The sequence below is a fragment of the Pedobacter sp. WC2423 genome (genome assembly GCF_040822065.1).
Taxonomy (GTDB): Bacteria; Bacteroidota; Bacteroidia; order Sphingobacteriales; family Sphingobacteriaceae; genus Pedobacter.
This window is the reverse complement of sequence record NZ_CP162005.1, coordinates 3367149-3391384: the sequence shown is the minus strand read 5'-3', so window position 1 is coordinate 3391384 and position 24236 is coordinate 3367149. Positions and strand designations below refer to the sequence as shown.

The 24236-nt window shown below is 40.3% G+C and carries 24 protein-coding genes; 5 read left to right on the top strand and 19 right to left on the bottom strand.

The genetic code is table 11. The annotated features are described in order from the left end of the window. Window positions 1–59 precede the first annotated feature (59 nt). Window positions 60–851 (bottom strand): diadenylate cyclase CdaA, encoded by a 792-nt coding sequence (gene cdaA, locus AB3G38_RS13945; protein ID WP_068406022.1) that lies wholly within the window; start codon window positions 849–851, stop codon window positions 60–62. A 21-nt stretch (window positions 852–872) separates the two neighbouring features. Further along, complete coding sequence (gene folP / locus AB3G38_RS13940; protein WP_367868767.1) at window positions 873–1730, bottom strand: dihydropteroate synthase; 858 nt, start codon at window positions 1728–1730, stop codon at window positions 873–875. 70 nt (window positions 1731–1800) lie between these two features. Here folP and AB3G38_RS13935 point away from each other — a divergent pair, with 70 nt between their 5' ends. The 4 genes from AB3G38_RS13935 to AB3G38_RS13920 are packed head-to-tail and all read left to right on the top strand — an operon-like array spanning window position 1801 to window position 5096. Then, window positions 1801–2343, top strand: coding sequence for a DUF1599 domain-containing protein (locus AB3G38_RS13935; RefSeq protein WP_367864495.1), 543 nt, complete (start codon window positions 1801–1803; stop codon window positions 2341–2343). Window positions 2344–2371: 28 nt separating this feature from the next. Further along, on the top strand, window positions 2372–3523 hold the full coding sequence (locus AB3G38_RS13930) for a BT_3928 family protein (protein WP_367864494.1): 1152 nt from the start codon (window positions 2372–2374) through the stop codon (window positions 3521–3523). A 5-nt stretch (window positions 3524–3528) separates the two neighbouring features. Further along, a complete protein-coding gene (locus tag AB3G38_RS13925) occupies window positions 3529–4590 on the top strand; it encodes an ABC transporter permease (protein WP_367864493.1) in 1062 nt (353 codons plus the stop codon). After that, window positions 4590–5096, top strand: a complete 507-nt coding sequence (locus AB3G38_RS13920; protein ID WP_367864492.1) for a shikimate kinase — start codon at window positions 4590–4592, stop codon at window positions 5094–5096. Before AB3G38_RS13925 ends, AB3G38_RS13920 begins: the two co-directional genes overlap by 1 nt. On the opposite strand, the gene AB3G38_RS13915 is transcribed toward AB3G38_RS13920, so the two are convergent. The 17 genes from AB3G38_RS13915 to AB3G38_RS13835 form a co-directional block, all read right to left on the bottom strand. Beyond that, the gene (locus AB3G38_RS13915) at window positions 5093–5491 is read right to left on the bottom strand and encodes an acyl-CoA thioesterase (RefSeq protein WP_183870074.1); all 399 of its coding nucleotides are present in this window, start codon (window positions 5489–5491) and stop codon (window positions 5093–5095) included. The genes AB3G38_RS13920 and AB3G38_RS13915 overlap by 4 nt on opposite strands. A 66-nt stretch (window positions 5492–5557) precedes the next feature. Beyond that, window positions 5558–6367, bottom strand: a complete 810-nt coding sequence (locus AB3G38_RS13910; RefSeq protein WP_367864491.1) for a tRNA pseudouridine(38-40) synthase TruA — start codon at window positions 6365–6367, stop codon at window positions 5558–5560. Window positions 6368–6371: 4 nt separating this feature from the next. Continuing rightward, window positions 6372–8276, bottom strand: a complete 1905-nt coding sequence (locus AB3G38_RS13905; RefSeq protein ID WP_367864490.1) for a beta-N-acetylhexosaminidase — start codon at window positions 8274–8276, stop codon at window positions 6372–6374. Window positions 8277–8432: 156 nt separating this feature from the next. Continuing rightward, a complete protein-coding gene (gene dacB, locus AB3G38_RS13900) occupies window positions 8433–9830 on the bottom strand; it encodes a D-alanyl-D-alanine carboxypeptidase/D-alanyl-D-alanine-endopeptidase (RefSeq protein ID WP_367864489.1) in 1398 nt (465 codons plus the stop codon). Between the two features lie 119 nt (window positions 9831–9949). Further along, on the bottom strand, window positions 9950–10942 hold the full coding sequence (locus AB3G38_RS13895) for an aspartate-semialdehyde dehydrogenase (protein ID WP_367864488.1): 993 nt from the start codon (window positions 10940–10942) through the stop codon (window positions 9950–9952). Between the two features lie 203 nt (window positions 10943–11145). Continuing rightward, window positions 11146–11994 carry an IS3 family transposase gene (locus tag AB3G38_RS13890; RefSeq protein WP_367864487.1) on the bottom strand — a complete coding sequence of 283 codons (849 nt, stop codon included), beginning with the start codon at window positions 11992–11994 and terminating at the stop codon, window positions 11146–11148. Continuing rightward, the gene (locus AB3G38_RS13885; protein WP_367864486.1) at window positions 11994–12473 is read right to left on the bottom strand and encodes a helix-turn-helix domain-containing protein; all 480 of its coding nucleotides are present in this window, start codon (window positions 12471–12473) and stop codon (window positions 11994–11996) included. The genes AB3G38_RS13890 and AB3G38_RS13885 overlap by 1 nt, the downstream gene beginning before the upstream one ends. Before the next feature lie 124 nt (window positions 12474–12597). After that, on the bottom strand, window positions 12598–13470 hold the full coding sequence (locus AB3G38_RS13880) for a sugar phosphate isomerase/epimerase family protein (RefSeq protein WP_367864485.1): 873 nt from the start codon (window positions 13468–13470) through the stop codon (window positions 12598–12600). A gap of 10 nt (window positions 13471–13480) precedes the next feature. Continuing rightward, a complete protein-coding gene (locus tag AB3G38_RS13875; RefSeq protein WP_367864484.1) occupies window positions 13481–14383 on the bottom strand; it encodes a hydroxypyruvate isomerase family protein in 903 nt (300 codons plus the stop codon). Window positions 14384–14385: 2 nt separating this feature from the next. Then, window positions 14386–15633, bottom strand: a complete 1248-nt coding sequence (locus AB3G38_RS13870) for a nucleoside permease (protein WP_367868766.1) — start codon at window positions 15631–15633, stop codon at window positions 14386–14388. 44 nt (window positions 15634–15677) lie between these two features. After that, window positions 15678–16370, bottom strand: coding sequence for a DUF1080 domain-containing protein (locus AB3G38_RS13865; RefSeq protein ID WP_367864483.1), 693 nt, complete (start codon window positions 16368–16370; stop codon window positions 15678–15680). A gap of 21 nt (window positions 16371–16391) precedes the next feature. After that, window positions 16392–17849, bottom strand: a complete 1458-nt coding sequence (locus tag AB3G38_RS13860; protein ID WP_367864482.1) for a Gfo/Idh/MocA family protein — start codon at window positions 17847–17849, stop codon at window positions 16392–16394. A gap of 50 nt (window positions 17850–17899) precedes the next feature. After that, the gene (locus AB3G38_RS13855; RefSeq protein ID WP_068406070.1) at window positions 17900–18298 is read right to left on the bottom strand and encodes a c-type cytochrome; all 399 of its coding nucleotides are present in this window, start codon (window positions 18296–18298) and stop codon (window positions 17900–17902) included. Between the two features lie 111 nt (window positions 18299–18409). Then, the gene (locus AB3G38_RS13850) at window positions 18410–19465 is read right to left on the bottom strand and encodes a sugar phosphate isomerase/epimerase family protein (RefSeq protein ID WP_367864481.1); all 1056 of its coding nucleotides are present in this window, start codon (window positions 19463–19465) and stop codon (window positions 18410–18412) included. Between the two features lie 6 nt (window positions 19466–19471). Beyond that, window positions 19472–20629 carry a Gfo/Idh/MocA family protein gene (locus tag AB3G38_RS13845; RefSeq protein WP_367864480.1) on the bottom strand — a complete coding sequence of 386 codons (1158 nt, stop codon included), beginning with the start codon at window positions 20627–20629 and terminating at the stop codon, window positions 19472–19474. Then, window positions 20629–22329 carry a GMC oxidoreductase gene (locus AB3G38_RS13840; RefSeq protein WP_367864479.1) on the bottom strand — a complete coding sequence of 567 codons (1701 nt, stop codon included), beginning with the start codon at window positions 22327–22329 and terminating at the stop codon, window positions 20629–20631. Before AB3G38_RS13840 ends, AB3G38_RS13845 begins: the two co-directional genes overlap by 1 nt. A gap of 16 nt (window positions 22330–22345) precedes the next feature. After that, entirely contained in the window at window positions 22346–22999 is a 654-nt protein-coding gene (locus AB3G38_RS13835; RefSeq protein WP_367864478.1) for a gluconate 2-dehydrogenase subunit 3 family protein, read from the bottom strand. 281 nt (window positions 23000–23280) lie between these two features. On the opposite strand from AB3G38_RS13835, the gene AB3G38_RS13830 reads away from it, so the two are divergent. After that, complete coding sequence (locus tag AB3G38_RS13830; protein ID WP_367864477.1) at window positions 23281–24231, top strand: NAD-dependent epimerase/dehydratase family protein; 951 nt, start codon at window positions 23281–23283, stop codon at window positions 24229–24231. Window positions 24232–24236: the final 5 nt, after the last annotated feature.

The following is a 24236-nucleotide window of genomic DNA, read 5'->3' as shown; positions in this document are numbered from 1 at the left end:
TCTTTGTACCGGATTTTTTATTGCGTCCGGATTTCTGAGAATACTGCTGTTTGAACAGCTTAAAAATCCTTGTTCAGTAGCTTTTCCAGTTCTCCAAAAGAAACATTCATCCTTACCCTGCCTTGTTTCGCATAAGCAATTTCACCAGTTTCTTCCGATACAATAACTGCAACAGCGTCTGTAGTTTCAGAAACGCCAATTCCTGCACGGTGGCGTAAACCGAATTGCGGAGGCAATTTATCATTGTCTGTCAGCGGCAGGATGCAGCTGGCACTTTTAATCTTATTTTCAGCAATAACTACTGCTCCATCATGTAAAGGACTATATTTCTGAAATATACTTTCTAACAAACGTTTAGAGATTTTAGAATCGATCAATTCACAACTATTGGCAAATAACTGATCATCGTAAAATTTAACAAACACAATCAAAGCCCCTGTTCTGGACTTCTTCATACTTTTACAAGCATCAATAATGGGTTTGATCCTCACCAGGTTATCGCGTTCAATATCTTTGCTGCCAAATAAATATCCCCACCAGGCTTTATTCTTTTGTAAAAAAGTGTTTTTACCAATTAACAGTAAGAACCGCCTGATCTCGGGCTGGAAAATCACAATCAAAGCAATGATCCCCACACTCATGAATTTGTTAATGATGGTTGATAACAGGCGCATATTTAACGCGTCCACCACAAACCACAGGATCAGGATGATAAACATACCCAGGAGTAAATTAACTGCCAGTGTATTTTTAATCAGGTTATAAGTATAATAGATCAGGAAGGCAACGAACAAAATGTCCACTACATCCGTGACTGTTATTGTTAGAAAATCAAAGTCAAAGCCTTTCATTGTTGCCAAGTTAGGAAAATATTAAGATTGTTGCATTTTTTCGACAATTGCAATGCACTCAGCTGCGGCCTTTACATCATGCACACGTAAAATTGCTGCCCCCTTTTGTAAGGCGATGGTATTTAATATCGTAGTTCCATTCAGTGCTTCATCAGCGGTAGTGCCTAATAATTTATAGATCATCGATTTTCTTGAAATACCAACCAGTACCGGTAAACCAAATACATCCAGATTTTCCAGCTGATTCATTAACTGATAATTGTGTGTCGTATTTTTAGCAAAGCCGAAACCAGGATCCAGGATAATATCTTTAACACCCAATGCTCTTAAAGTACTCACTTTTTCTGCAAGATAATCCACTACTTCAAGTCCTATATTTTTATAAACGGGTTTTTGCTGCATGGTTTGAGGTGTCCCTTGCATATGCATCAGGATATAAGGTACATTTAATGCCGCAACGGTATCAAACATCAGCTCATCGAGGTTTCCGCCCGAAATATCATTCACCACATGCGCTCCCGCTTCAATACTTTCCTTCGCAACTTTAGCACGGAAAGTATCAATAGATAACTTAGCTTCCGGAAATCTTTTACTGATTGCTGTAATTGCAGGGATCATTCTCCGGAGTTCCTCGTCTGTAGTCACTTCAGCTGCTCCGGGACGGGAAGAATAAGCTCCGATATCAATAAAAGCAGCACCTTCTTTAAGGCAGGTTTCTGCTCTTTCCAGGGCCGCATCAATGGATCCCGTTCTGCTGTTGCTATAGAAAGAATCCGGGGTTAAATTCAGGATACCCATCACACACGGGCGGCTTAAATCAAGGAGTTCACCTTTTAGGTTAAGTGTTATTTTTCGGTTTAAAAACGTATCTTTAGCCATCATTCTGTACAAAAATACAGTATTAAAATAGCCGTTTAAAATTTATCAGACTCTAAATATTTTAATTGTTTTGGCAACAAATACCTCACAAGAATTCGACTCAGTAATTGCGGTTTGTAAATCGCTTTTTTTAAAGAAAACCAAAGACTACGGAACAGCCTGGCGTATCCTGCGATTATCCTCAATTACCGATCAGCTGTTCATCAAAGCCCAGCGTATCCGTACCCTGGAAGAGAAGAAAGTTTCTAAAGTGGGAGAGGGAATCATTCCTGAATATATTGGTATTATCAATTACTGTGTGATCGCGATGATGCAAAGTGAAATGACAGCGAATGACCCGAACGAACTGGAGCTGTCCAAAGTGGAAACTTTGTTTGATCAGAAGATACAGGAAACAAAAGATTTAATGTTGGCCAAAAATCATGATTACGGTGAAGCATGGAGAGATATGAGAGTCAGTTCACTGACCGACCTTATTCTGATGAAAGTATTCAGGGTGAAACAAATTGAAGATAACCTTGGAGAAACTGTAGCCTCAGAAGGCGTGGTTGCCAACTATCAGGATATGCTGAATTATGCAGTTTTTGCATTGATCAGAATGGACGTGAAATAATATCAATCATAAAAATAGCTGTAAAAAGATGAACAAAGCTGCGCTGAATTTTTCAAGAATATTTGTAGGTATACTTTTTATTTTCTCAGGTCTGATTAAGGCCAACGATCCGCTGGGGTTCGGTTATAAGCTGGAGGAATACTTTGATGTATTTCATATGGCTGTCTTTAGTCCTTATGCAACCGGGATAGCTATCTTTCTTTGTGTGCTTGAAATTGTATTGGGTGCGTTATTACTATTTGGTTTCTGGGGTAAGAAAGTGACTACAGGCCTGCTTGGGATTATCATCTTTTTTACTTTTCTGACCTTTGTTTCTGCTGCTTTTAAAGTTGTGACTTCATGCGGTTGTTTCGGAGATGCCATTCCATTAACGCCATGGCAATCTTTCTCAAAAGATCTGATCTTGCTGGTACTCATTGTATACCTGTTTATCAACCGCAATAAAATTTTACCGCTGACCACAAATCCCGGCCAGCAAAAGATTGGTTTGATTGCTGTAGTTGCACTTGCTGTAATCTTCAGTATCTACACTTATACCTACCTTCCTGTACTCGACTTTTTACCTTATAAAAAAGGAGCCAGCTTACCAGAGGCGATGAAGATTCCTGCTGGTGCAGAACCGGATCTTTATCTGATCATGTATAAGCTGAAAAATAAAGCGACCGGGGAAACTAAAGAAATGAGTGATAAAGATTATCTGAAAACAGAAATATGGAAAGATAATAACTGGGAAATCGTAGGTCAGCCGGTACAGAAACTGATTAAGAAAGGTTACGAAGCTAAAATCAAAGATTTAGTAATCAGTGATGCCTCAGGAACCGATTATACCAAAGAACTGATAGAAAATCCATATTATAATATTTTGATCGTTGCCTATAACCTGAATCATACAGATGAAGATGCGATTGGGAAATTGAACGCAATGACGCTGGATCTGACAGAACAATTCAATATCCGTACGGTATTGCTGACGTCTAATTCTGCACAGGATGCTGCGGTATTCAGTAAAAAACACAAATTGTTTGCAGAGGTATTTTATGCCGATGCTGTACCTTTAAAAAGTATGGTCAGAGCTAACCCGGGTATTGTATTATTGAAAAACGGGGTGGTAATTAATAAATGGAGTTATCAGTCTCTGCCTTCACTGGAAAAATTAAAAGCCACTTACTTCAATAAGTAAATCAGATGTGGTTTTACGCGCTCAGGAAATTCTGCTATGGGCTCGCTGTGATGGCGGGTGTGGTCGTAGTTGTATTTGTTCTGTTCAACATCCTTCCGGGCGATCCGGCAAGGATGACGCTGGGACAGCGCGCCGATGTACAATCTTTAGAAGCTGTACGTAAAGAATTCGGATTAGACCGTTCAAAACCTATGCAATTTGTCCTTTTTCTGAATGACCTCTCTCCGGTAGGTTTTCATGACGATAACAAACAGGCGCAGGAAAAGTATCATTATATGCGTTTGATCAGCTGTTCTTCCGCTGATGTGATTGCCCTGAAATGGCCTTATCTAAGGCGATCTTATCAAACAAAGCGGGAAGTATCAACAATTCTATCAGAAACTGTCCCTAACACCTTCGTATTGGCTGCAACAGCTATGCTGTTTGCTACCTGCTTAGGTATTTTACTCGGTGTACTATCAGCAGTATATAAAAACACATGGATTGATCATGCCGTGAATGCTTTTGCAATCATGGGTTTATCAGCACCTTCATTTTTTGCGGGTATTATCATCGCCTGGTTTTTCGGCTTTGTACTCGGCCCGTATACGGGATTGAATATGTCGGGGAGTTTATATAGCTATGATCCTTTTAAAGGAGAAGTGCTGACGTTGAAAAACCTGGTATTACCAGTGCTTACACTTGGACTGCGCCCGCTGGCAATTATCGTACAGCTCACCAGAACAGCAATGCTGGATATACTGGCACAGGATTATATCCGTACCGCACGTGCCAAAGGTCTGGGGCGGAATGCGATCATTTATAAACATGCTTTAAAGAACGCTATGAATCCTGTGATTACAGCGATTTCCGGTTGGTTTGCCTCTTTACTTGCCGGTTCTTTCTTTGTAGAATATATTTTTGGTTATAATGGGCTGGGCAGGGCTACAGTCAGAGCTTTGGAGATGTCCGATTTCCCTGTAGTTATGGGATCAATTCTTTTTATTGCACTGGTATTCGTAGTAATTAATATTTTTGTAGACGTATTGTACGCCCTTGTTGACCCGAGGGTAAAATTGAATAATTAATGAAGATATTTCTGATTGGTTTTATGGGATGCGGCAAGAGTACGCTGGGAAGAAAATTAGCGACTAAGCTTGGTTATGATCTGATTGATCTGGATCACCAGATTGAGAAAAATACGGGACTCGCTGTAGGTGAATATTTTTCAGCCCATGGAGAAGAAGCCTTCCGTAAATTAGAAAGTGAAACCCTTCAGGCATTTGATTACCCTAAGAACTGTGTAATTGCAACAGGAGGAGGCACACCATGCTTCTTTGATAATATAGACTGGATGAATGCTAATGGAACAACTATCTATATTGAGATGCCGCCGGCCGCACTGGCTAAACGCCTGGAAAGTGGAATAGCCAAGCGTCCGCTGCTGCGTAACCTGACTTCCGAAGGAGTGCTTGAATTTATTGAAAGTAAACTGGCTGAACGTGAACCATTCTATGCTAAAGCATCATTGGTGATGAGTGGAATCAGCTTAACCGCCGACGATATCCGCGCAGAAATCCTGGCCCGGAACTAGTTATCTTCGGCAGCGAACTGCTCTTCTATAAATTTGATCTCTTTTCTGCCATGTGCGACAGGGTTGCCATATTCATCAACGTTTACAAAGACCATTTTATCAATCGTTAAAATGCTTTTTCTGGTGATCTTGTTGCGTACTTCACAACGCATCGTTAAAGAAGTATTTCCGAAAGCGATTGCAGTAATACCCATCTCAATAATATCTCCCTGTTTTGCAGAGCTTACAAAGTTGATTTCTGAAATATATTTGGTAACAACTCTTGGATTGCCTAGTTGAACAATAGCGTAAATTGCTGCTTCTTCATCTATCCATCTTAACAAACTACCTCCAAATAAGCTTCCGTTAGGATTTAAATCTTCGGGTTTGATCCATTTTCTGGTGTGGAAATTCATAATATTTAAATTTCCACAAAAATAAGAGTTTCTTAATGCGCGAATCTCACCTGAGCGTAAATAATATCAGAGTGCTTTCCAGTTTGTATCTGCGTGTTTTTGAAGTACGGCAGAAAAATCTACCCTCGGAGGAAGATTCAGATAGGGATAGGTTACTTTAGAAAGGTAAAGGCCCTGGGGATGTGCTGGAGTAATCAATGCAGGAGTTTTTCTGCTGATCAGGTGACTTTCGAACTCCTCTACACTGAGCGTTCCCTGACCAATTTTCAAAAGCTGGCCCATAATAATACGGATCATCTTTCCTAAAAACCGGTTAGAAGAGATCTGAAACCTCATTTTCTCCCCTTTCTCATCTACCATTAAGCTGGCAGATCTCACATAACATAAAGTATGCTCATATTTATCAGGGCTCGTACAAAAGGCACGATAGTCTTTGTACTGAGGAAGTAAAGCTACCGCTGCTTTCATTTGATCCCATTGCAGATTTTCCAGCAGGTAGTAAGAACTCAAACCATTTAAAAACGGATCCTTATAAGTATGCAGGAAATAATCATAAGCACGCTGTACCGCATCAAACCGGGCATGAGGTAAGCCTTCCATCGGTATCACATCATAAACAGCAATATTCAATGGTAATAGTTTATTGAGCCTGAAGATCAGATCAAAATCCCATTCCTGCGCTATATCCATATGGAAAAAAAACTGGCTGGCATGAACCTGAGCATCTGTTCTTCCGCATCCATTAATGAAAACCGGTACCTTAAAAATCTGGGTCAGGGCATTTTCTATTACGCCCTGGATATTCAATACATTCAGCTGCTTTTGCCAGCCATTATATTGTAAACCATTATAACTGATGTGTACGAAATATCTCAACTGCTTATCTTTTTCCTGCTCTTTTATTTAAATCATCAACAGCAATAGTTAACAATCTGCCGATCGCCTGTTTACCTCTGTAGGTAATCACACGCATTTGATTTGCATCCTTAGGGATCACTACTTTTTCTGTATATTTTGGATAAAATCTATCTGGAGTTGAATTGTCGAAGCTATAATAAATATCCAGACCATCAATTTCGGTAGTTAATTCAACCATTACCTGTTTATCAGCAGTTCTGCTTGCTTTTACAACAGGGTCATAAATTGCCGGCGAATATTTAGTTTCAGCAATGTCCATTCTATGAAAATGCTGTTCCACTTTACCTGTGAAATTTGTCCAGTTTTTCTTTTCTTTCGGAGACCATACAGATTCTGCAATCGCATAACCCCTTGGCCAGGTCATATATTCGGCCTGACGGATATTATAAATTTGTTCTGACCATAAGTTACCCTGGCCTCCTTTAATGTATTTAGCATCTGCACCAGCCGGGATAGGGTCAAATTCATAAGCTTTACCTAAACGGACAGAATTATACACTTTGGATTCGGAAGTTACATCACCTTGCATCAAATCGAGATAATTCGTGTTTTGCGGGCTCATCACCACTTCATGTTTGGCACGGGAAGCCTCTATACCGAAGTTCGCACTTCTCCAGCTCATCACCGCAGCACTTGCCGGCATATCGCCATTAAGAATTTCATCCCATCCCATAAATTTCTTGCCCTTTGACTCTACAATTTTCTGCACTCTTTTTTCGAAATATCCCTGAACCTGGTGCATATCTTTTAAGCCTTCTTTTAACATCAAAGCTTTAATCGCATCACTTTTCTGCCAATAGTTTATCGGAGCTTCATCGCCACCCATGTGGATATATTCAAAAGGGAATAAGGCAGCTACCTGTGTAATAACAGTATCCAGAAAAGTATAGACTTTCTCATTGGCCGGGCATAGCGTATTGTCTATTAGTGCAATTGGAGGAGCACCTTTTGACCAGTCCATGATACGCTCTCCGGAACGCACACGATAAGTTTCTGCACCCGGGGTACAAGAGAGTTCCGGATAAGATACAATTGCTGCCAGACTGTGTCCGGGAACATCAATCTCTGGTAAAATATCTACAAATCTATCTTTTGCATATTTAACCAGTTCTCTCACATCGTCCTGCGTATAAAAACCACCATAAGTACGGGGCTCATCAGCTCCTGGTGTACTGAAAGTACCGAAATCACCTACTTTTTTAACATTCCATGCACCTACTTCGGTTAGTTTCGGCAAGCCTTTAATTTCAAGTCTCCAGCCCTCATCATCGGTCAGATGAAGATGAAGCAGGTTAAACTTATAGCGAACCATCGCATCGATATATTGCTTTACTTCTTGTTTGGTGAAAAAGTGGCGGGCTACATCAAACATAAGCCCTCTCCAGGCTACACGCGGGTAGTCAGTAACTTCTACACATGGAATTTTCCAGGTTACACCTTCAACAAGCTCTTTGGATTCTATTTCTTTTGGAAAAAGCTGCAACAAACTTTGCACGCCATAAAACAGTCCGGCAGCCTGATTCGCTTTAATGACGATCATTGCTGGTGTTACCGAAAGCTGATAACCTTCATTTCCTAAAGTTGCATCTGGTCTTGGATTGAGTATTAATCTGATCGTTCCTGTGGCTTGTGTATGTGCAAATTCAGCAACAAACTTACCCGTAGGAACGGACAGTTTTTCCTTCAGATAATCTACTACGAGTTTCATTTCCGGGGTAGCTAAAACAACTACCTTATCTGGTAAGGTGAAAGAACCATTGGTTTTTAACAAAGATACCGGCTCAGGAATTATTGAAAATTCAGGTGGCCTGCTGATCAAATTAGTATTGCTATCTATAACAGAAGAAGTAGAAGTTCCGGATCCCATTTGTTGACTATATGTGCTTGTGTAAAAAAGAAGGCAGCATATAAAAGGTAAGAATTTATTCATAAAATTAACAGCGGCTTGTGCTTGTGAAACTGGTAAAAGGTTGCAATTTAGTAATTTGTGGATAAATAAGGGGATTCTGTGGAGAAAATACTGTTATTTAAGGGCATCCAGCACTTTGAAAAGTTTGCTATTGATCCCAGAACCTGAATAATTGTTAATATTAATCACAATCACATATTTACTGCCATTACCGGCTGTATAATATCCCGCAAATGCAGAAACATCATTGATTGTCCCGCTTTTTAATTTCATTCCGTTGTATTCTGGTAAAGATTTATAAAAATCAGGAAACCAGTTTTCCTGTTGTACCTGGAAAAGGATATTGGCCATGGCCGATGTAGTGACTCTGGTGGCTGGTGAAAGTCCGCTGCCATCAATAATATTCAAAGCATTTTTGTCAAAGCCTTTCGCTGCCCAGTATTTAATCTCGGCGGCTGCACCATTGCTTGTGGTAGGTATTACACCCGATTTCCAGGCGATAGTTTTTAAAAGATGTTCCGCATATAAATTGATACTCTTTTTATTTAACCAGTAAACGATCTCAGGCAGGGCGGGAGAGGTTATCGTACTCAGTTTTTGTTTAACCTCTGGCAAAGGTAATTTGGCTGCAGAAAGCTGGCGGCTTGTTACCGGAGCCTCAGTAACCTGGATACCTGCTTTAGCTAAAGTATCTTTCAGGCGGAATGCCACTTCATAAGCCGGATCGGGTAATGCTGCTGCAATACCTTGTTTTTGTATATCTGTTGCCCATGTACCTCTCAGATAAGCGATGTTTGCTAAGGGAGGGAGATAAGCATAAGCATGATCTCCGCTACCTGCGGAACCTGGTTTTAATTCGTTAATGATGGTCAGATATGGCATTTCTGGTACAGTTCTAAGAACTGAAACCGGATTTCCCGGACGGAGTTTAATGTCAAATTGATTTTCTCTCCAGCTTAAAGCAGAGGTACCAGCACCATAATAATTGCCAACATCCTGCCATAACCAGCCGTCAGGTGTAGACTGCGTATCCCAAAGACCATCATCGCCAATCACTTTACCTTCAACTTTTTTAATACCTGCTGCTTTGATAGCCGCTACCCATTGCGCTAAGACTACGCTTTCTTTGCTATTGGCATAACGTGGAGAACCCAGGGTAGGGTCGCCGCCACCAGTTATAATCAAATCTCCTTTTAAGGTGCCATCAGCACTGATACTGCCGCTGTAGCCCATTGTGGTTTGATAATGGAATTCTTTCCCTAAAATAGAGAATGCAGTTGCTGAAGTAATTGTTTTTAGCGTAGAAGCAGTAGCAAGGCCAATGTTCTCATTCTTCGCATACAATTGTTTTCCTGTTTTGGCATCTAAAACACAAATGGAAGTAATCGCATATTTTGCTTGCCTGTCTTCTGATAGTGTATGGAAGGATTGCGTTAGTTTTTGTACAGGACTCTGTGCAAAAGATAAACTGTGCGAAAGCACGAACAGGAAAACTATTGATTTTTTTAACATATGTATCTGATAAATCTATTGCAAATAACGGGAAAGCAAAAGACTAATAACAAAAAATGTGGTGTTATTCCAGCATTTTGCCAGATTAACACCACATCCTGTATTTTTAAAGAACTGGATCAGATCAGTTCTTTTCTTAGTAAAAATTCAGCAATCTGCACTGTATTTGTTGCAGCACCCTTGCGCAGGTTATCCGCAACAATCCACATATTTAAAGTGTTTGGCAAGGATTCGTCTCTTCTGATACGGCCTACAAAAACTTCATCTTTTTCATGCGCATCTTTCGGCATAGGGTATTTAAGATTTGCAATATCGTCTACTACAATAATACCTTCTGTTTTTTCTAAAATTGATCTGATTTCAGCAACATCAAAGTCATTCTCAAACTCTATGTTTACAGACTCTGAGTGCCCACCCATTACAGGGATCCTTACTGTTGTTGCTGTAACGCGTATGCTATCGTCGCCCATAATTTTACGGGTTTCTTTAATCATTTTCATTTCCTCTTTAGTATATCCGTTTTCTTCGAATACATCAATCTGAGGAATAACGTTTAAGTCGATCTGGTGAGGATAAGCCATCGGGCCATCTAAAATACCTTTGCGCTCATTCATCATTTGCTCCACAGCTTTAACACCAGTTCCGGTAACAGACTGGTAAGTAGAAACAACTACACGTTTAATTCTGTATTGATCATGTAATGGTTTTAAAGCCACTACCATTTGTATCGTTGAACAGTTTGGATTAGCAATGATTTTATCATCAATTGATAATTCGTGACCATTAACCTCTGGTACAATCAGTTTTTTAGACGGATCCATGCGCCAGGCAGAAGAATTGTCAATCACCGTTGTTCCTGCTTCTGCAAATAAAGGAGCATATTTTAAAGAAGTACTGCCACCTGCAGAGAATAAAGCCACATCAGGTTTCATCGCAATTGCTGTTTCCATGTTAACGACCTTGAACTTCTTACCCTTGAATGTGATTTCTTTACCAACACTCTTCTCAGATGCAACCGGAATTAGTTCGGTCAACGGGAAATTACGCTCTTCTAGTACTTTTAACATAACAGTGCCTACTAAACCAGTAGCACCTACAACTGCAATTTTCATGTTTCGATTTTGTTTTTAATGGTTTTATTTAAAGTTTATTAATGATGATATACTATATTTCAAATATGGGAAAAAACTTCGCTTTTTCCTTGGCATCTGTTTAAATAGTTTCTTAAAACTGTCTCTCTCTGAAGCATTTTACAAATTTTCAGGAAACCTTGCTGCACAAAAAAGGCGGGCTTATTTGGACTGCCCCCAAAAGTTTAGACAAATTTAGTATTAGATTTGTTATAATGAGCCCGATATTCCATCGGGCTCATTCCGTTTAAGTTCAATTTTATTCGTTCCTTGTTGTAGTACCAGATATAGTCATTTATATCTTTTTTGAGCTGATCTGTCGATTCATATTCATTTAAGTAGAAGAGTTCCGATTTTAAGGTTCCGAAAAAGTTTTCAATTATAGCATTATCTAAGCAATTACCTTTTCTGGACATACTTTGGATAATCCCATTTGCTTTTAGCAGTTGCTGATACTTTGGCATCTGGTATTGCCATCCCTGGTCAGAATGCAAGACTAACTGAGAAGTATTCCTAGCTTGTGGTAATACTTTTTTGAGCATGTCCAATACTCCCTTGAAAACCGGCCTGTCAGTGAGTTCATAGCTGATAATCTCCTGATTGAACAGGTCTATTATTGGAGAGAGGTACAATTTCTTTCCCTTGACTTTGAATTCTGTAACATCTGTGGCCCATTTTTGCATAGGTTGGTTAGCCTTGAAATTCCTATTAAGGATATTTGGAGCTATTTTCCCTAGCTTGCCCCTATAAGACCTGTATTTTTTTATCCTGATCAGGCTCTTCAACCTCATTTCTCCCATCAATCTAAATACAGTCTTATGGTTAATAGCCATTCCGACCCGTTTCAGTTGCAAGGTAATGCGCCGATAGCCGAAGCGACCTTTATGGGCATGATAGACCTTGTTGATCTGGATCTTGACCTGTTCGTATTTATCAGGCAAACTGGCCTTCTTAGAATAATAATAAAATGTACTTCTTGCCATGCTAATACAATTCAACAGGGTATCCAGGTCGAACTGATGCCTTAGTTCCATTATGGCTTGCGCTTGTTTTCGGCTTGAACTAAGGCCTGGAGCTTTTTTAGCAGGGCATTCTCTGCACGTAAATATTCATTTTCCCGTAAAAGCTCTTCCTCACGGGTAAGTGGCCTATCCGATTTTCTCGGTTTTCGCTTGTTTGCTGGATTCTCCTTATATGCCATCGGTAGTCTTCCTTTAGGTCGCGGTTCTAGTCCAGATGATCCAAACTTCTCAAATCGTTTCTGCCATTCGATAATTCCCGCATCACTTGAAAGCCCAAAACGTAGCACCGCCGCTCTCAAAGATAACTTTTCTTCACGAATTGACTTCAGGACTGCTAGCTTAAAGGATGGACTAAAAACTCTTTTCCCCTTTCTGGGAAGTAATCCAGGAGCTCCCAGATGCTCGTATATCCTAAACCAATCTTCGAAAAGAGAATAAGTAATCCCGTATTCCTCACCCAGAGATTTTGCAGAACGATAATGTTCCGACATCTGCTTCACACAGTATAACTTGAATTCAAAACTGTGTCTGTTTTTCTTTTTCATAATAATGCCCCCAGAAAGTGTCTAACTTTTTGGGGGCATTGCAATTAAGCCCGCCTTTTAAACATATTATTTATAAGATTGACTTTTTGACATAATCTGCACTTTGCTTAATACTCACATAAGGATCAATGCTGAAGTTCTCCTGCTCCACGATCAGGTGTTTTAATCCTGCCAGTTTAGCCTCTTTATAAATGGCCTTAAAGTCGATCTTTCCAGAGCCTACTTCTGTGTTAATCGTGTTATCAACTTTGTCCATATCTTTCACATGCCACATTGGGAAACGCCCAGGGTGGTCAGTAAATAATTTGACAGGATCATTACCTGATCTTACTACCCAGTATAAGTCCATTTCAAACTTAACAGCTTGTGGATCTGTTTCTTTAAGGAGAATATCATATCCAGTAGTTTCTCCATATTTTACAAACTCAAAATGGTGGTTATGGTAACCAAGGCCAAGGCCGCTTGCTTTACAGATCGCCGAAGCTTCATTTAACCTTGCTGCAACTTTTTTCCAGTCATCTTCTGTTTTGCGTAAGTTATCTCCTAAATAAGGAACTACAATGTAGCTGCTGCCAATTGTATTCGCTGCCTCAATATAGCTTTTAAGCTCATCTGTGTTACCAGTCCCAATGAACTTATCCATTCCATAATGCCCGCTTGGCGCAGTTAATCCATTATTTGATAATAAAGTTTTAAAAGCCTTAGGATCTAAACCCCAGTACTTACCATTTAAGGAATAACCATAGGTTTCCACTTCTTTATAGCCGGCTTTTGCAACTTTAGCAATCGTACCAGCTACATCAGCTGGTAATTGTGCTCTTAATGAATATAGTTGTAAACCAACAACTTTAGCCGGGGCAGCAGCAAAGGTTAGTGAGGGTAATACCACAGCACCTGCCGCAGCTAAACCCGCCTGTTTGATGAAATTTCTTCTTGAATTCATAATTAAATCTTTATAAGTCACAAATTTTAACCGCGTTTCTTAAGGACTGAAGTTTATCCTTCTGTTTAGGAATAAATTCCTGTGCGATGTATCCTTTAAAGCCTGTTGCCAGGATAGCTTTGATGATTGCAGGATAAAAAAGCTCCTGTGTATCATCTATTTCATTCCTGCCGGGTACACCAGCAGTATGGTAATGCGCAATATACGGATGATAAGTCCTGATATTATGAATAACGTCACCTTCATCAACCTGCATATGATAAATGTCATATAACAGCTTAAAGTTCTCTGAACCCAGTCTTTTAGCCAGTTCAGCGCCCCAGGCAGTATGATCACATTGATAATCTTTATGATCAATTTTGCTATTCAGTAATTCCATCACCAGCACAACTTTGTGTTGCTCAGCAAGCTTGATTACCTGCTTTAATCCTTCAACACAATTATTCCAGCCTTCTTCATCAGTTTTGCCTCTGCGGCTTCCGCTAAAACAAATCAGGTTTTTATACCCGGCTTCTGCTACCAGAGGAATCATTTTTGTATAATTCTCTATCAGTTTCGGATGAAAGCTTTTATCATTCCAGCCATCGGTCAGGTTAATCTCTGCACCATTGCACATCGAAGAATACAAGCCATGTTTCTTCAAAACAGGCCATTCAGCAGGCCCCACAAGGTCCATTGCTTTTAAACCCATTCCTTTGACTGCAATACAAAGATCATCCAATTCAATGTCGCTAAAACACCAGCGGCAAACAGAGTGGTTTACATTCCCTTTTAAAGGGGCATTGTTTTTTAACATATCCTTAGCTGATTCCAGTTCCGCAGCGTATGAAGGCATTGCAGAAGACAGTCCTAAAATAGCTGAACCTGTAATCATTGTTTTCAGTGCATTTCTGCGGCTTTGTGCAGTGGCCATCCTTAAACCTCATTAAATTGGGTGTCCACAACTCTTTTGCGCTTTTCATTAAAGAAAAGGGTGAAAAGCAGGAATACAGCCAATGCAATTCCCGCAGGGATAATCCAGACCATTTTCCAGTCTACTGAACCATCAGCTAACTTATAGTTGTCAGTAATCATGCCAGCAACTTTAAAGCCAATCAGCATTCCTACACCATAAGTTGCCAAAGTAATTAAACCCTGAGCAGCACTTTTATACTTTTCTCCAGCTCTTGAATTCGTGTAGATCTGTCCTGATACAAAGAAGAAATCATAACATACACCATGCAACGCGATACCAATCAGCAGCATAAAGCTTAACTCACCAGCATTACCGTAAGCAAATAAAGCATAACGGACAGCCCATGCAATCATTCCGACCAGAATCGTGGTTTTAAAGCCGAATCTTTTAAAGAATACCGGTATCATTAATAAAAACAGCGCTTCAGATACTTGTCCGATTGCCATTTTACCAGTAGGCCCTTCTACACCAATATTAGATAAGAAAAGATTTGCATTCTGATAATAAAAAGCAAGCGGAATACAGATTAAAATCGCAGATACAAAGAAAACCGCGAAGTTTTTATCCTTCAATAACTTCAAAGCATCTAAACCCAGAATATCTGAAATCGTAACTTTATCATCTTTAGATACTTTTGGCGGGGTTTTAGGCAGTGCGAAACTAAACAAACCTAAAATCAGAGAAGCTACTCCAGCCATCAGGAAAGTGTTTTTTAACAGACCTGAATCCATACCAGCTTTTGAATCCCATAAGAATAAGTAACTGATACATAATCCGGCAACAATCCATCCGATAGTACCCCAGAACCTGATATTTGAAAACTCTTTTTCAGCATCTTTCATTTGATTAAATGAAACCGAGTTCACTAAAGCCAGGGTAGGCATGAACAGGATCATATAACCTAAAACATAAGGATAGAATACATTTACATCCGTAGCTGTATACATCTGGTACATTAATACTGCTCCGATCAGATGCAGTACACCGAGAATTTTCTCTGCATTAAAGAACCTGTCGGCAATCAGTCCGATAATAAATGGGGCAATAATCGCTCCCCAGGACTGCGTAGAGAATACAGCAGCTGAGTCTGCGCCTGTAGCGTGCAGGTTTTTTTCCAGGAAAGTACCCAGTGTAACAAACCATGAACCCCAGATAAAGAACTCCAGGAACATCATAGCTGATAATTTAATACGGGTATTGATATTCATCATATAGTTTAAATGTTTTTAAGGTGTATCAGAATTTAACAAGCTTACAATTCTTTGATCATAATATTACGGAACCAAACTTCGTCGCCATGATCTTGTAAGGCAATTTTTCCTTTAGTAAAAGTTCCAAAACCATCCCATTTAGCAAACTTGCTGCCTGCAATCAGTGCCTTCCAGTTCTCATCGAATTGTGTAGTTGAAACTGTTTTTACGCCATTCAGTATAAATTCTAATTTACCTTTATTGCTGATTATTTCGGCAGTATTCCATTGTCCAACTGGTTTAACAGGTTCTGAACTGCTTTTTACCAGGTCGTACAAATCACCCGCACGGTGTTTGATAATTTTTCCATCAGGGTGACCGTCATTGTCAATTACCTGCATTTCGGGACCGGTACTGTAAGTTTGATGGTATTTCTCCGGATTTTCGTTGATATGGAATAAAATACCGCTATTAGATTTAGGAGCTACTTTCCAGTCAATTTTCAAATGGAAGTTTGCATATTCTTTATCCGTTACCAAATCACCCTCGTCATTTTGTTTAGACTTAGGATCAAGATGTATTGCGCCGTTTTCAACTTTCCAGCCTTTTCCAACTGTATTTTTTCCATAGCTATGCCATCCTTTAGTCGTTTTTCCATCAAATAAAGAAGTGAACCCTTTTTTTGAATGCTGAGCTTGTGCGTTGAAGCCAATCATTGTAAATACCAGTATCGCAGAAATTGCGTAAGTCTTCATATCAGTTGTTTTAAAATAAAATTATGCGCCCAGTGTCCATCCTTTGCGGTATTCGCGTTTGACGTACTGGTTTACAGCATCAAAATTGGTAACTTTCATATTGTCATTATCCCATAACAGTTTGATATTTCTGCCAGGATAACTGGTTTTTCCATTCGCATCTTTGCGTTGAATATCATTTGCCCTGATGGCAAGATTAGCCATTAATAAAGCCTCAGTAAGCGGGCCTGCAATTTCGAATGGAGAACTCAGTTCTTTCTTGCCATGACCAGCAATGCAAGCCTCCACCCATTGCGCATAATGACCTTCTGCACCATTCGGTACACGGGCAAATTTCTCAGGAACTTTAATTTCTTTATTGCGGCTCAGCGGTAAAAGACGGGGATTCGCACTATACGTTTCACTCATCATTTTTCCTTTTGTTCCGATAAACAACGTTCCGTTACCACCATCACCAAATACTTCATTCGCTTCCAGTTCTTCCGGACGCGTGGGTTGAATACCACCATCCATCCAATGCACAGTAACATCACCCTGAGTTTTAGCTGTCTTGGGGAATTTTAACGTCACATGACTTGAAGGCGGGCAACTATCCGGGAAATAACCACGTTTAAACTCATCCACATAAACAGAACCCACACTGGCTTCTACCTCAGCAGCATATTTTAAACCAAGCACACTAAAAGGAGCTTCCAGCAAATGGCAACCCATATCTCCTAATGCACCAGTTCCATAATCCCACCAGCCTCTCCAGTTAAAAGGAACAAGCTTTTCTACGTAGTCCTTGTAAGGAGCACTGTTCAGCCATAAATCCCAATCCAGGTTTTTAGGGATATCTGCCTTGTTTGCAGACCATGGAATACCTTGCGGCCATACCGGGCGGTCTGTCCATGCATAAACAGTATGTACATCTCCGATCAGACCTGCATCATACCATTCTTTCATTTGGCGGGGACCATCGTTTGAGGCACCCTGGTTACCCATCTGTGTAACCACTTTATATTTTTTAGCCGCTTCTGTTAACTTTCTGGCTTCATAAATATCATGCGTCAGCGGTTTTTGAACATAAACATGTTTACCCAGCTGCATTGCTGCAAGGGCAATCATCGCATGACTATGATCTGGTGTAGAAACACTAACCGCATCAAAGTTTTTATGCTCTTTGTCCAGCAACTCACGCCAGTCTTTATAAAACTTAGCTTTAGGGAAGCTTTTTACTGATCCCGCAGCCCTGTTCGTATCTACATCACATAGAAATCCGATGTCTGCTTTTCCGCTTTTAGCAAAATTTGCAATATCCGAACCGCCTTTTCCACCTGCACCAACTCCCGCAACTATTAATCTGTCACTCGGTGCTATAAATCCGTTGCCACCCAGTACATGACGGGGCACAATCATAAATGAAGCTGCTGCAATTGCTGTTGTCTTAAGAAACGAACGTCTGTTAGACGCATCTGTTTCTTTGTTGGTTTTTTTCATCGGCTTAAAAATATTTGGTTAGACAGGGATCTGCTGGTGTTGTGGAGAACTTACTTTTTCAGTGACAAAATCCAGGTCACCATTTGTTTCGCATCGTCTTTGCTTAAGTTCGGATGAGGAGTCATTGGCAGATCGCCCCATGTTCCTTTACTTCCTGCGATAACTACATCAGCTAATTTATTGATGTTTTCTTCGCTTGAAGGATATTTTGCTGCGATATCTACATATGCAGGCCCGATTACTTTTTGAGTTTTGTTATGACAGCCAATACAATCTGCTGTAGCTATTAGTTTCTCACCAGGCAACATTTCTGATGGAGTTTGTGCTTTTACCGTAGTTTCAGTATCTGTTGAAGCTGCTGTAGTTGATCCTTCAGTAGTAGCACCCGGGTTTCCACAAGAAGCTATCGCTAAACTAATACATCCCAAAATTAACAGTGTCTTTTTCATAATGTTCTTATTGTTATTAATGATTATGAAGCTTTCATGAGCTTTTTATCCTGATTATAAAAGGTAAGCTCATTCAGGTTTCATTCGTTTGTGTGTTTGTGTTTTACTATTTTATTTTATACCTAATATTTGTTTGTTGAATTCTGAATCTGCACCTGTCGCAGCGAAATCATCAAATGCTCTGCTTGTTACCGGAATGATGTGGTTTTTAATAAACTCAGCACCTTCTCTTGCACCAGTCTCAGAATCTTTAATACAGCATTCCCATTCCATTACTGCCCAGCCTTTAAAATCATACTGTGCCAGTTTACTGAAGATCGTTTTGAAATCTACCTGTCCATCTCCGGGAGAACGGTAACGGCCTGCGCGGTTTGCCCAGCTTTGGTAACCGCCAAAAGTACCTTGTCTGCCAGTTGGGTTAAATTCTGCATCCTTTACATGGAAAGCTTTAATTCTTTCATGATAAAGATCAATATATTGGATGTAATCCAGTTGTTGTAATACAAAGTGTGACGGATCATATAGTAAACATGCTCTTGGATGGAAATTTACCTGCTCCAAAAACATCTCATAAGTTATCCCGTCAAATAAATCTTCACCCGGGTGGATCTCATAACAAACATCCACACCACAAGTATCAAATTCATTTAATATCGGTAACCAGCGGCGGGCAAGTTCTTTAAAACCTTCCTCTACCAATCCTTCTGGTCTTTGTGGCCAGGGATGGAACATATGCCATAAAAGAGAGCCACTAAAAGTAGCATGTGCATTCAAACCAAGATTCTGAGAAGCCTTTGCCGCATATTTCAGCTGCTGTACTGCCCATTCTGTTCTGGCTGCAGGATTATTGTGGTAAGCAGCCGGTGCAAAACCATCAAATACCTTGTCATAAGCAGGATTAACTGCCACTAACTGACCTTGGATATGCGTAGAAAGTTCTGTAATTTCCAGACCATATGAATTGATTTTTCCTTTCAATTCATCCGCATAGGTTTTACTCTCTGCCGCTTGCTGCAGGTCAATAAATCTGTTATCCAGGGTTGGCATTTGTATACCTTTAAATCCTAAATCTGCTGCCCACTGACAAATCCCGTCAAGGGAATTGAACGGGGCCTGGTCTCCAATAAACTGGGCTAAAAAAACTGCTGGTCCTTTAATTGTTGTCATCGTTATTTATATTTTAAAATCAAACCATTTCTGATCTGACAGCCCTGAGGCTACTACATTTTCTATAAATGCCATTCCACGTACACCATCCTCTACGCCAGGGAAATCTAACATCTCCGGGGTAGGGGTTTCACCTTGCTGCTTTGCTTTTAAAGTTAACGCGAAATTCCGGTAAATGTTAGCAAAAGCTTCTAAATAACCTTCCGGGTGTCCGGCTGGTGTTCTTGCATTAAATTGTGCTGCCGGGGTTAAATAACCTTGTCCCGCACGATACAGTTGACTTGGTGCATCCAGCCATTTTACTTTCAGCGTATTTGGTTCTTCCTGGTGCCATTCCAGGCTTCCTTTTTCCCCATAAACTTTAATTTTCAGTGCATTTTCTTCTCCCGCAGCAATCTGTGAAGCCACTAGAACTCCATTGGCGCCATTGCTGAATTTTAGCAATACATTTCCATCATCATCAAGCGCACGGCCATCTACCATAATATTCAGGTCCGCGCAGATTTTTGTAATCTCCAGGCCTGAAATATATTCGGCAAGCTGTGCAGCATGTGTTCCGATGTCACCCATACAGCCACTGATCCCACTTTTCGAAGGATCGGTTCTCCACGCAGACTGTTTATTGCCGTCACGTTCAGAAGGTAAGCTTAACCAGCCCTGAGGATATTCTACCAGGATTTTTCTGATCTTTCCGAAAGCATGATCTTTCACCATCTGGCGAGCCTGCTTAACCATCGGGTAACCAGAATACGTATAGGTAAGCGCTAAAGTCAAACCTGTTTCCAATACCTTATCTCTGAGTAGTTTAGCTTCTGCCAGTGTTAAGCTGATCGGCTTGTCAATCACCACATGAAAACCATGTTCCAATGCCAGCATTGCAGGCGCGAAATGTGCAAAATTAGGCGTAACAATAGTTACAAAATGCATTCTTGTAGTTGCAGGCAGGAGACTCTCTTTTTCGATCATCTCCTGGTAAGTCCCGTAATTTCTGTCTGCTGCCAGGAACAATAATTCGCCCGATTCCTTAGCGGTTTCAGGATTGGAACTTAAAGCTCCGCAAACCAGTTCTATCTGACCATCTATATTGGCTGCGATACGGTGGACGGCGCCTATAAAAGCATTTTTACCGCCACCGATCATCCCCATTCTTATTTTACCGTTCATTAAAGATTACCTTTTTTTAGTTCACTTACTGCAAAATCTGCGGCTCTGGCTGTCAAAGCCATAAAAGTCAGCGAAGGATTTTGACAAGCAATCGATGGCATACAAGATCCATCCGTTACAAATACATTTTTAACTTCATGCATCTGGTTCCATTTATTTAATACGGAGGTTTTAGGATCATTTCCCATACGGGCTGTTCCTTGCTCATGGATAGCCATACCTGGAGTTGATCCCGCATCATAAGTTTGTATATTCTTGATTCCTGCTGCTTCCAGCATTTCTGCTGCATCGTTCATCATGTCAATACGCATTTTTTCTTCGTTACCTTTAAACTCACAGTCAATAGCCAATACCGGCATTCCCCATTTATCTTTTTTGGTTTTATCAATATAAACCCTGTTTTCATGGTATGGAAGAGACTCACCGAAACCACCTAATCCCATTTTCCAGGCACCTGGCTGCGTCATCAGATCTTTAAAGTCGCCACCAAAAGCAAGTTCAGCTACATCTTTATGCCATCCTGTACGACTTGCACCACCCTGATAACCGAATCCACGTAAATAATCACGTTTATCACCACCCATGTTCTGGTATCTCGGTACATAAATACCATTTGCCCTGCGGCCATAAGTATATTTGTCGTCAAAACCTTCTGCATCTCCCGAAGCACCGCAACGGAAATGGTGATCCATTAAATTGTGTCCAAGCTCACCACTCGCATTCCCTAAACCATTAGGATGCTCAGCAGAAGTTGAATTCAACAATAAGAAGGTACTACCTAAAGTAGAGCCATTTACAAATACAATCTTTGCAAAATACTCTATGTTTTCTTTCGTTTCTGAATCTATGATGACTACACCTGTTGCTTTCTGTGTTTCTTTGTCATAAACAATATGATCAACTAAAGAGAAAGGGCGTAAAGTCAGGTTTCCAGTAGCTACAGCAGCTGGAAGGGTAGAAGACTGTGTACTGAAATAAGCACCAAAAGGACATCCTCTGCTACATCTGTCACGGTACTGACAACTTCCTCTTCCTCCATGGGGAACAGTCAGATTGGCTGTACGGCCAATAGTCATAATACGTGATTTCTTCCACTTATCTTCTATTCGTTTCTTCACATCTTTCTCTACACAATTCATTTCCATTGGCGGAAGAAAGTGTCCATCAGGTAAAGCAGGCCAGTTTTCTACCTGACCACTAATTCCTGCAAACTTTTCTACATGGTCATACCATGGGCTTAAGTCTTTATATCTGATTGGCCAGTCATTACCATGGCCATCTTTTTTATTGTCTTCAAAGTTCAGGTCACTGAAGCGGTAACTTTGACGGCCCCACATCAATGATTTTCCACCTACGTGAAATCCGCGGTACCAGTCAAAACGTTTGACTTCTGTATATGGACATTCGTGGTCATTCACCCAAAAGCTCTCATTGAATTCCTGGTAAGGATAATCACGCTTTTGTACCGGGTGTGCTTCTTTTTGTACTTCAGTTAATTTACCACGGTGTTCAAATTCCCATGGTTTTTTCATTGCTGTAGTATAATCTTTGATATGCTCGACGTTTCTGCCGCGTTCAAGCAAGAGAACTTTAAGTCCTTTTTCAGTAAGTTCTTTTGCTGCCCATCCTCCACTTATTCCTGATCCGACTACGATAGCATCGTATGTATTTTGTGCGGTTGCTTTTGTGTTTAAATTCATGTGTTTTGTAAATAGATTAAGAAGAATAAACTTTTTGTCCAGGTTTTAAATCGACACAGCCATTGTAACGGCCGGGAACGTCAATGTACTCTAACGCTTGTGTAGCGCCGATTTCTGAGGTGAAATAACCTAACATAGTTAAATCTCTCGCAATGGCAAAAAAGTAAGATGGGCCTTGTGGTCCATATTTAGCAGCCTTAACAGTATTTGTTAATGCTTTTCCAGTTCCTTTCGCTTTTTCTGCGGCTGCGGCTTTTTCGCCATCAGCTTTCTGAGCAGCAACGGTCTCATCTCTTACTTTTCCAAGTAATTCTCCACGTTCTTTTACAGAAATTTTAAGGAATGAATTATTGTATTGTTTTTTAGAACGGGCTTCCAGATCTTCAAGGCCTTTAACAAAAACGTCTTGCGCTTCTTTAGGATAGCAATCTCTCACCATCATTGAAATCCATGGTCCAACGCCTGCTGCTTTTGCACCTGGTGTTTTTGTAGATGGGATAATAATGTCGGCTACTTCAGTGATCAACTGGTCCTGATCTGCTGAAAATAGTCCCGATCCTTTCTTGGCAGAAGGGGTGTTACAGCTGTCAAGAAATACTCCGATTGTAGTAGCAGATAATGCGCCTCCCATTAAAAAGGCAATGTTTCTGACTGCGTCTCTTCTTTCCATACTTTGATATTTGGTTATTTAAGGTGTTGTTTATACACTATCAACTACTAAAAATAGAAAAAAAATAGACGGAACAAACAAAAAAATGATATTTAATTCTCAATATTCTTGCTTTTGTTACACCCTATATTCATTCTAAATAAGGATTTAGCAAAAGGATGTCTAAACACCCTTTTAAGGGCTGTTTTTGCAGCACTCATTAAATATAAACAATAGCTATGTAAAAACATTTTTTAACAGGTTTCGTGCAATTTTTTACCTTTGCCAAAATCAAAAGACCAATGACCGAAAAAATACTAGTATTAGGCTCTAATGGGCAGATAGGAACTGAACTGGTGACTGCACTGCGCAAAACTTATGGTGAAGACAATGTAGTGGCCTGTGATATCCGACGTCCTGATTATGACATCAAGAATTCAGGACCTTTTGAGTTCGTTAATGTTTTAGAGAAGGATACTTTAAATACCATATTTAATAAATATAAACCTGGCCAGGTTTATTTGCTGGCTGCGTTATTATCAGCTACCGGTGAGCAGAATCCAAAGCTTGCCTGGGACCTGAATATGAACGGTCTGCTGAACATTCTTGACCTGGCGATTGTCTATAAAACTGCCAAAGTTTACTGGCCAAGCTCCATTGCGGTATTCGGGCCTAACTCTCCGAAGGATCAGACTGAACAATACTGTGTGATGGATCCAAATACGGTTTACGGAATCAGTAAATTAGCAGGTGAAAGATGGTGTGAGTATTATCATCAGAAATTTGGTCTTGATGTGCGCAGTATCCGTTACCCAGGTTTAATCAGCTGGAAAGCTGCTCCGGGTGGTGGTACAACGGATTATGCCATCCATATTTTCCATGATGCATTAAAGAAAGCGAATTATGCTTCTTTCCTTTCTGCAGATACAGAATTACCAATGATGTACATGGATGATGCGATCCGTGGAACCATAGAATTGATGGATGCTCCGGCAGACCGTATTTCTATTCGTTCGAGCTATAATTTTGCTGGTGTAAGTTTTACGCCTGAAACTTTGGCAGCGGAAATAAAGAAACATATTCCGGAATTTACATTAACTTATACTGCTGATGATCCCCGTCAACAGATCGCTTCAAGCTGGCCCCGTTCAATGGATGATCAGATTGCAAGACGCGACTGGGGTTGGAAGCCTGAATTTGATCTGTCAAAACTGACGATTGATATGTTAAACAATTTAAAAAAGATAGGGTAGACCTC

Excerpts from the sequence above, each read along its gene's own strand:
- AB3G38_RS13930 (WP_367864494.1), top strand. The coding sequence starts at position 2,372 with ATGAACAAAGCTGCGCTGAATTTTTCAAGAATATTTGTAGGTATACTT.
- AB3G38_RS13865 (WP_367864483.1), bottom strand. The coding sequence starts at position 16,370 with ATGAAGACTTACGCAATTTCTGCGATACTGGTATTTACAATGATTGGC.
- AB3G38_RS13905 (WP_367864490.1), bottom strand. The coding sequence starts at position 8,276 with ATGGGATCCGGAACTTCTACTTCTTCTGTTATAGATAGCAATACTAAT.
- AB3G38_RS13885 (WP_367864486.1), bottom strand. The coding sequence starts at position 12,473 with ATGTCGGAACATTATCGTTCTGCAAAATCTCTGGGTGAGGAATACGGG.
- AB3G38_RS13855 (WP_068406070.1), bottom strand. The coding sequence starts at position 18,298 with ATGAAAAAGACACTGTTAATTTTGGGATGTATTAGTTTAGCGATAGCT.
- AB3G38_RS13830 (WP_367864477.1), top strand. The coding sequence starts at position 23,281 with ATGACCGAAAAAATACTAGTATTAGGCTCTAATGGGCAGATAGGAACT.
- AB3G38_RS13915 (WP_183870074.1), bottom strand. The coding sequence starts at position 5,491 with ATGAATTTCCACACCAGAAAATGGATCAAACCCGAAGATTTAAATCCT.
- AB3G38_RS13895 (WP_367864488.1), bottom strand. The coding sequence starts at position 10,942 with ATGAAAATTGCAGTTGTAGGTGCTACTGGTTTAGTAGGCACTGTTATG.
- AB3G38_RS13875 (WP_367864484.1), bottom strand. The coding sequence starts at position 14,383 with ATGGCCACTGCACAAAGCCGCAGAAATGCACTGAAAACAATGATTACA.
- AB3G38_RS13920 (WP_367864492.1), top strand. The coding sequence starts at position 4,590 with ATGAAGATATTTCTGATTGGTTTTATGGGATGCGGCAAGAGTACGCTG.
- AB3G38_RS13845 (WP_367864480.1), bottom strand. The coding sequence starts at position 20,629 with ATGAACGGTAAAATAAGAATGGGGATGATCGGTGGCGGTAAAAATGCT.
- AB3G38_RS13840 (WP_367864479.1), bottom strand. The coding sequence starts at position 22,329 with ATGAATTTAAACACAAAAGCAACCGCACAAAATACATACGATGCTATC.
- folP (WP_367868767.1), bottom strand. The coding sequence starts at position 1,730 with ATGGCTAAAGATACGTTTTTAAACCGAAAAATAACACTTAACCTAAAA.
- AB3G38_RS13835 (WP_367864478.1), bottom strand. The coding sequence starts at position 22,999 with ATGGAAAGAAGAGACGCAGTCAGAAACATTGCCTTTTTAATGGGAGGC.
- AB3G38_RS13870 (WP_367868766.1), bottom strand. The coding sequence starts at position 15,633 with ATGAATATCAATACCCGTATTAAATTATCAGCTATGATGTTCCTGGAG.
- dacB (WP_367864489.1), bottom strand. The coding sequence starts at position 9,830 with ATGTTAAAAAAATCAATAGTTTTCCTGTTCGTGCTTTCGCACAGTTTA.
- AB3G38_RS13880 (WP_367864485.1), bottom strand. The coding sequence starts at position 13,470 with ATGAATTCAAGAAGAAATTTCATCAAACAGGCGGGTTTAGCTGCGGCA.
- AB3G38_RS13890 (WP_367864487.1), bottom strand. The coding sequence starts at position 11,994 with ATGGAACTAAGGCATCAGTTCGACCTGGATACCCTGTTGAATTGTATT.
- AB3G38_RS13860 (WP_367864482.1), bottom strand. The coding sequence starts at position 17,849 with ATGAAAAAAACCAACAAAGAAACAGATGCGTCTAACAGACGTTCGTTT.
- AB3G38_RS13925 (WP_367864493.1), top strand. The coding sequence starts at position 3,529 with ATGTGGTTTTACGCGCTCAGGAAATTCTGCTATGGGCTCGCTGTGATG.
- AB3G38_RS13850 (WP_367864481.1), bottom strand. The coding sequence starts at position 19,465 with ATGACAACAATTAAAGGACCAGCAGTTTTTTTAGCCCAGTTTATTGGA.
- cdaA (WP_068406022.1), bottom strand. The coding sequence starts at position 851 with ATGAAAGGCTTTGACTTTGATTTTCTAACAATAACAGTCACGGATGTA.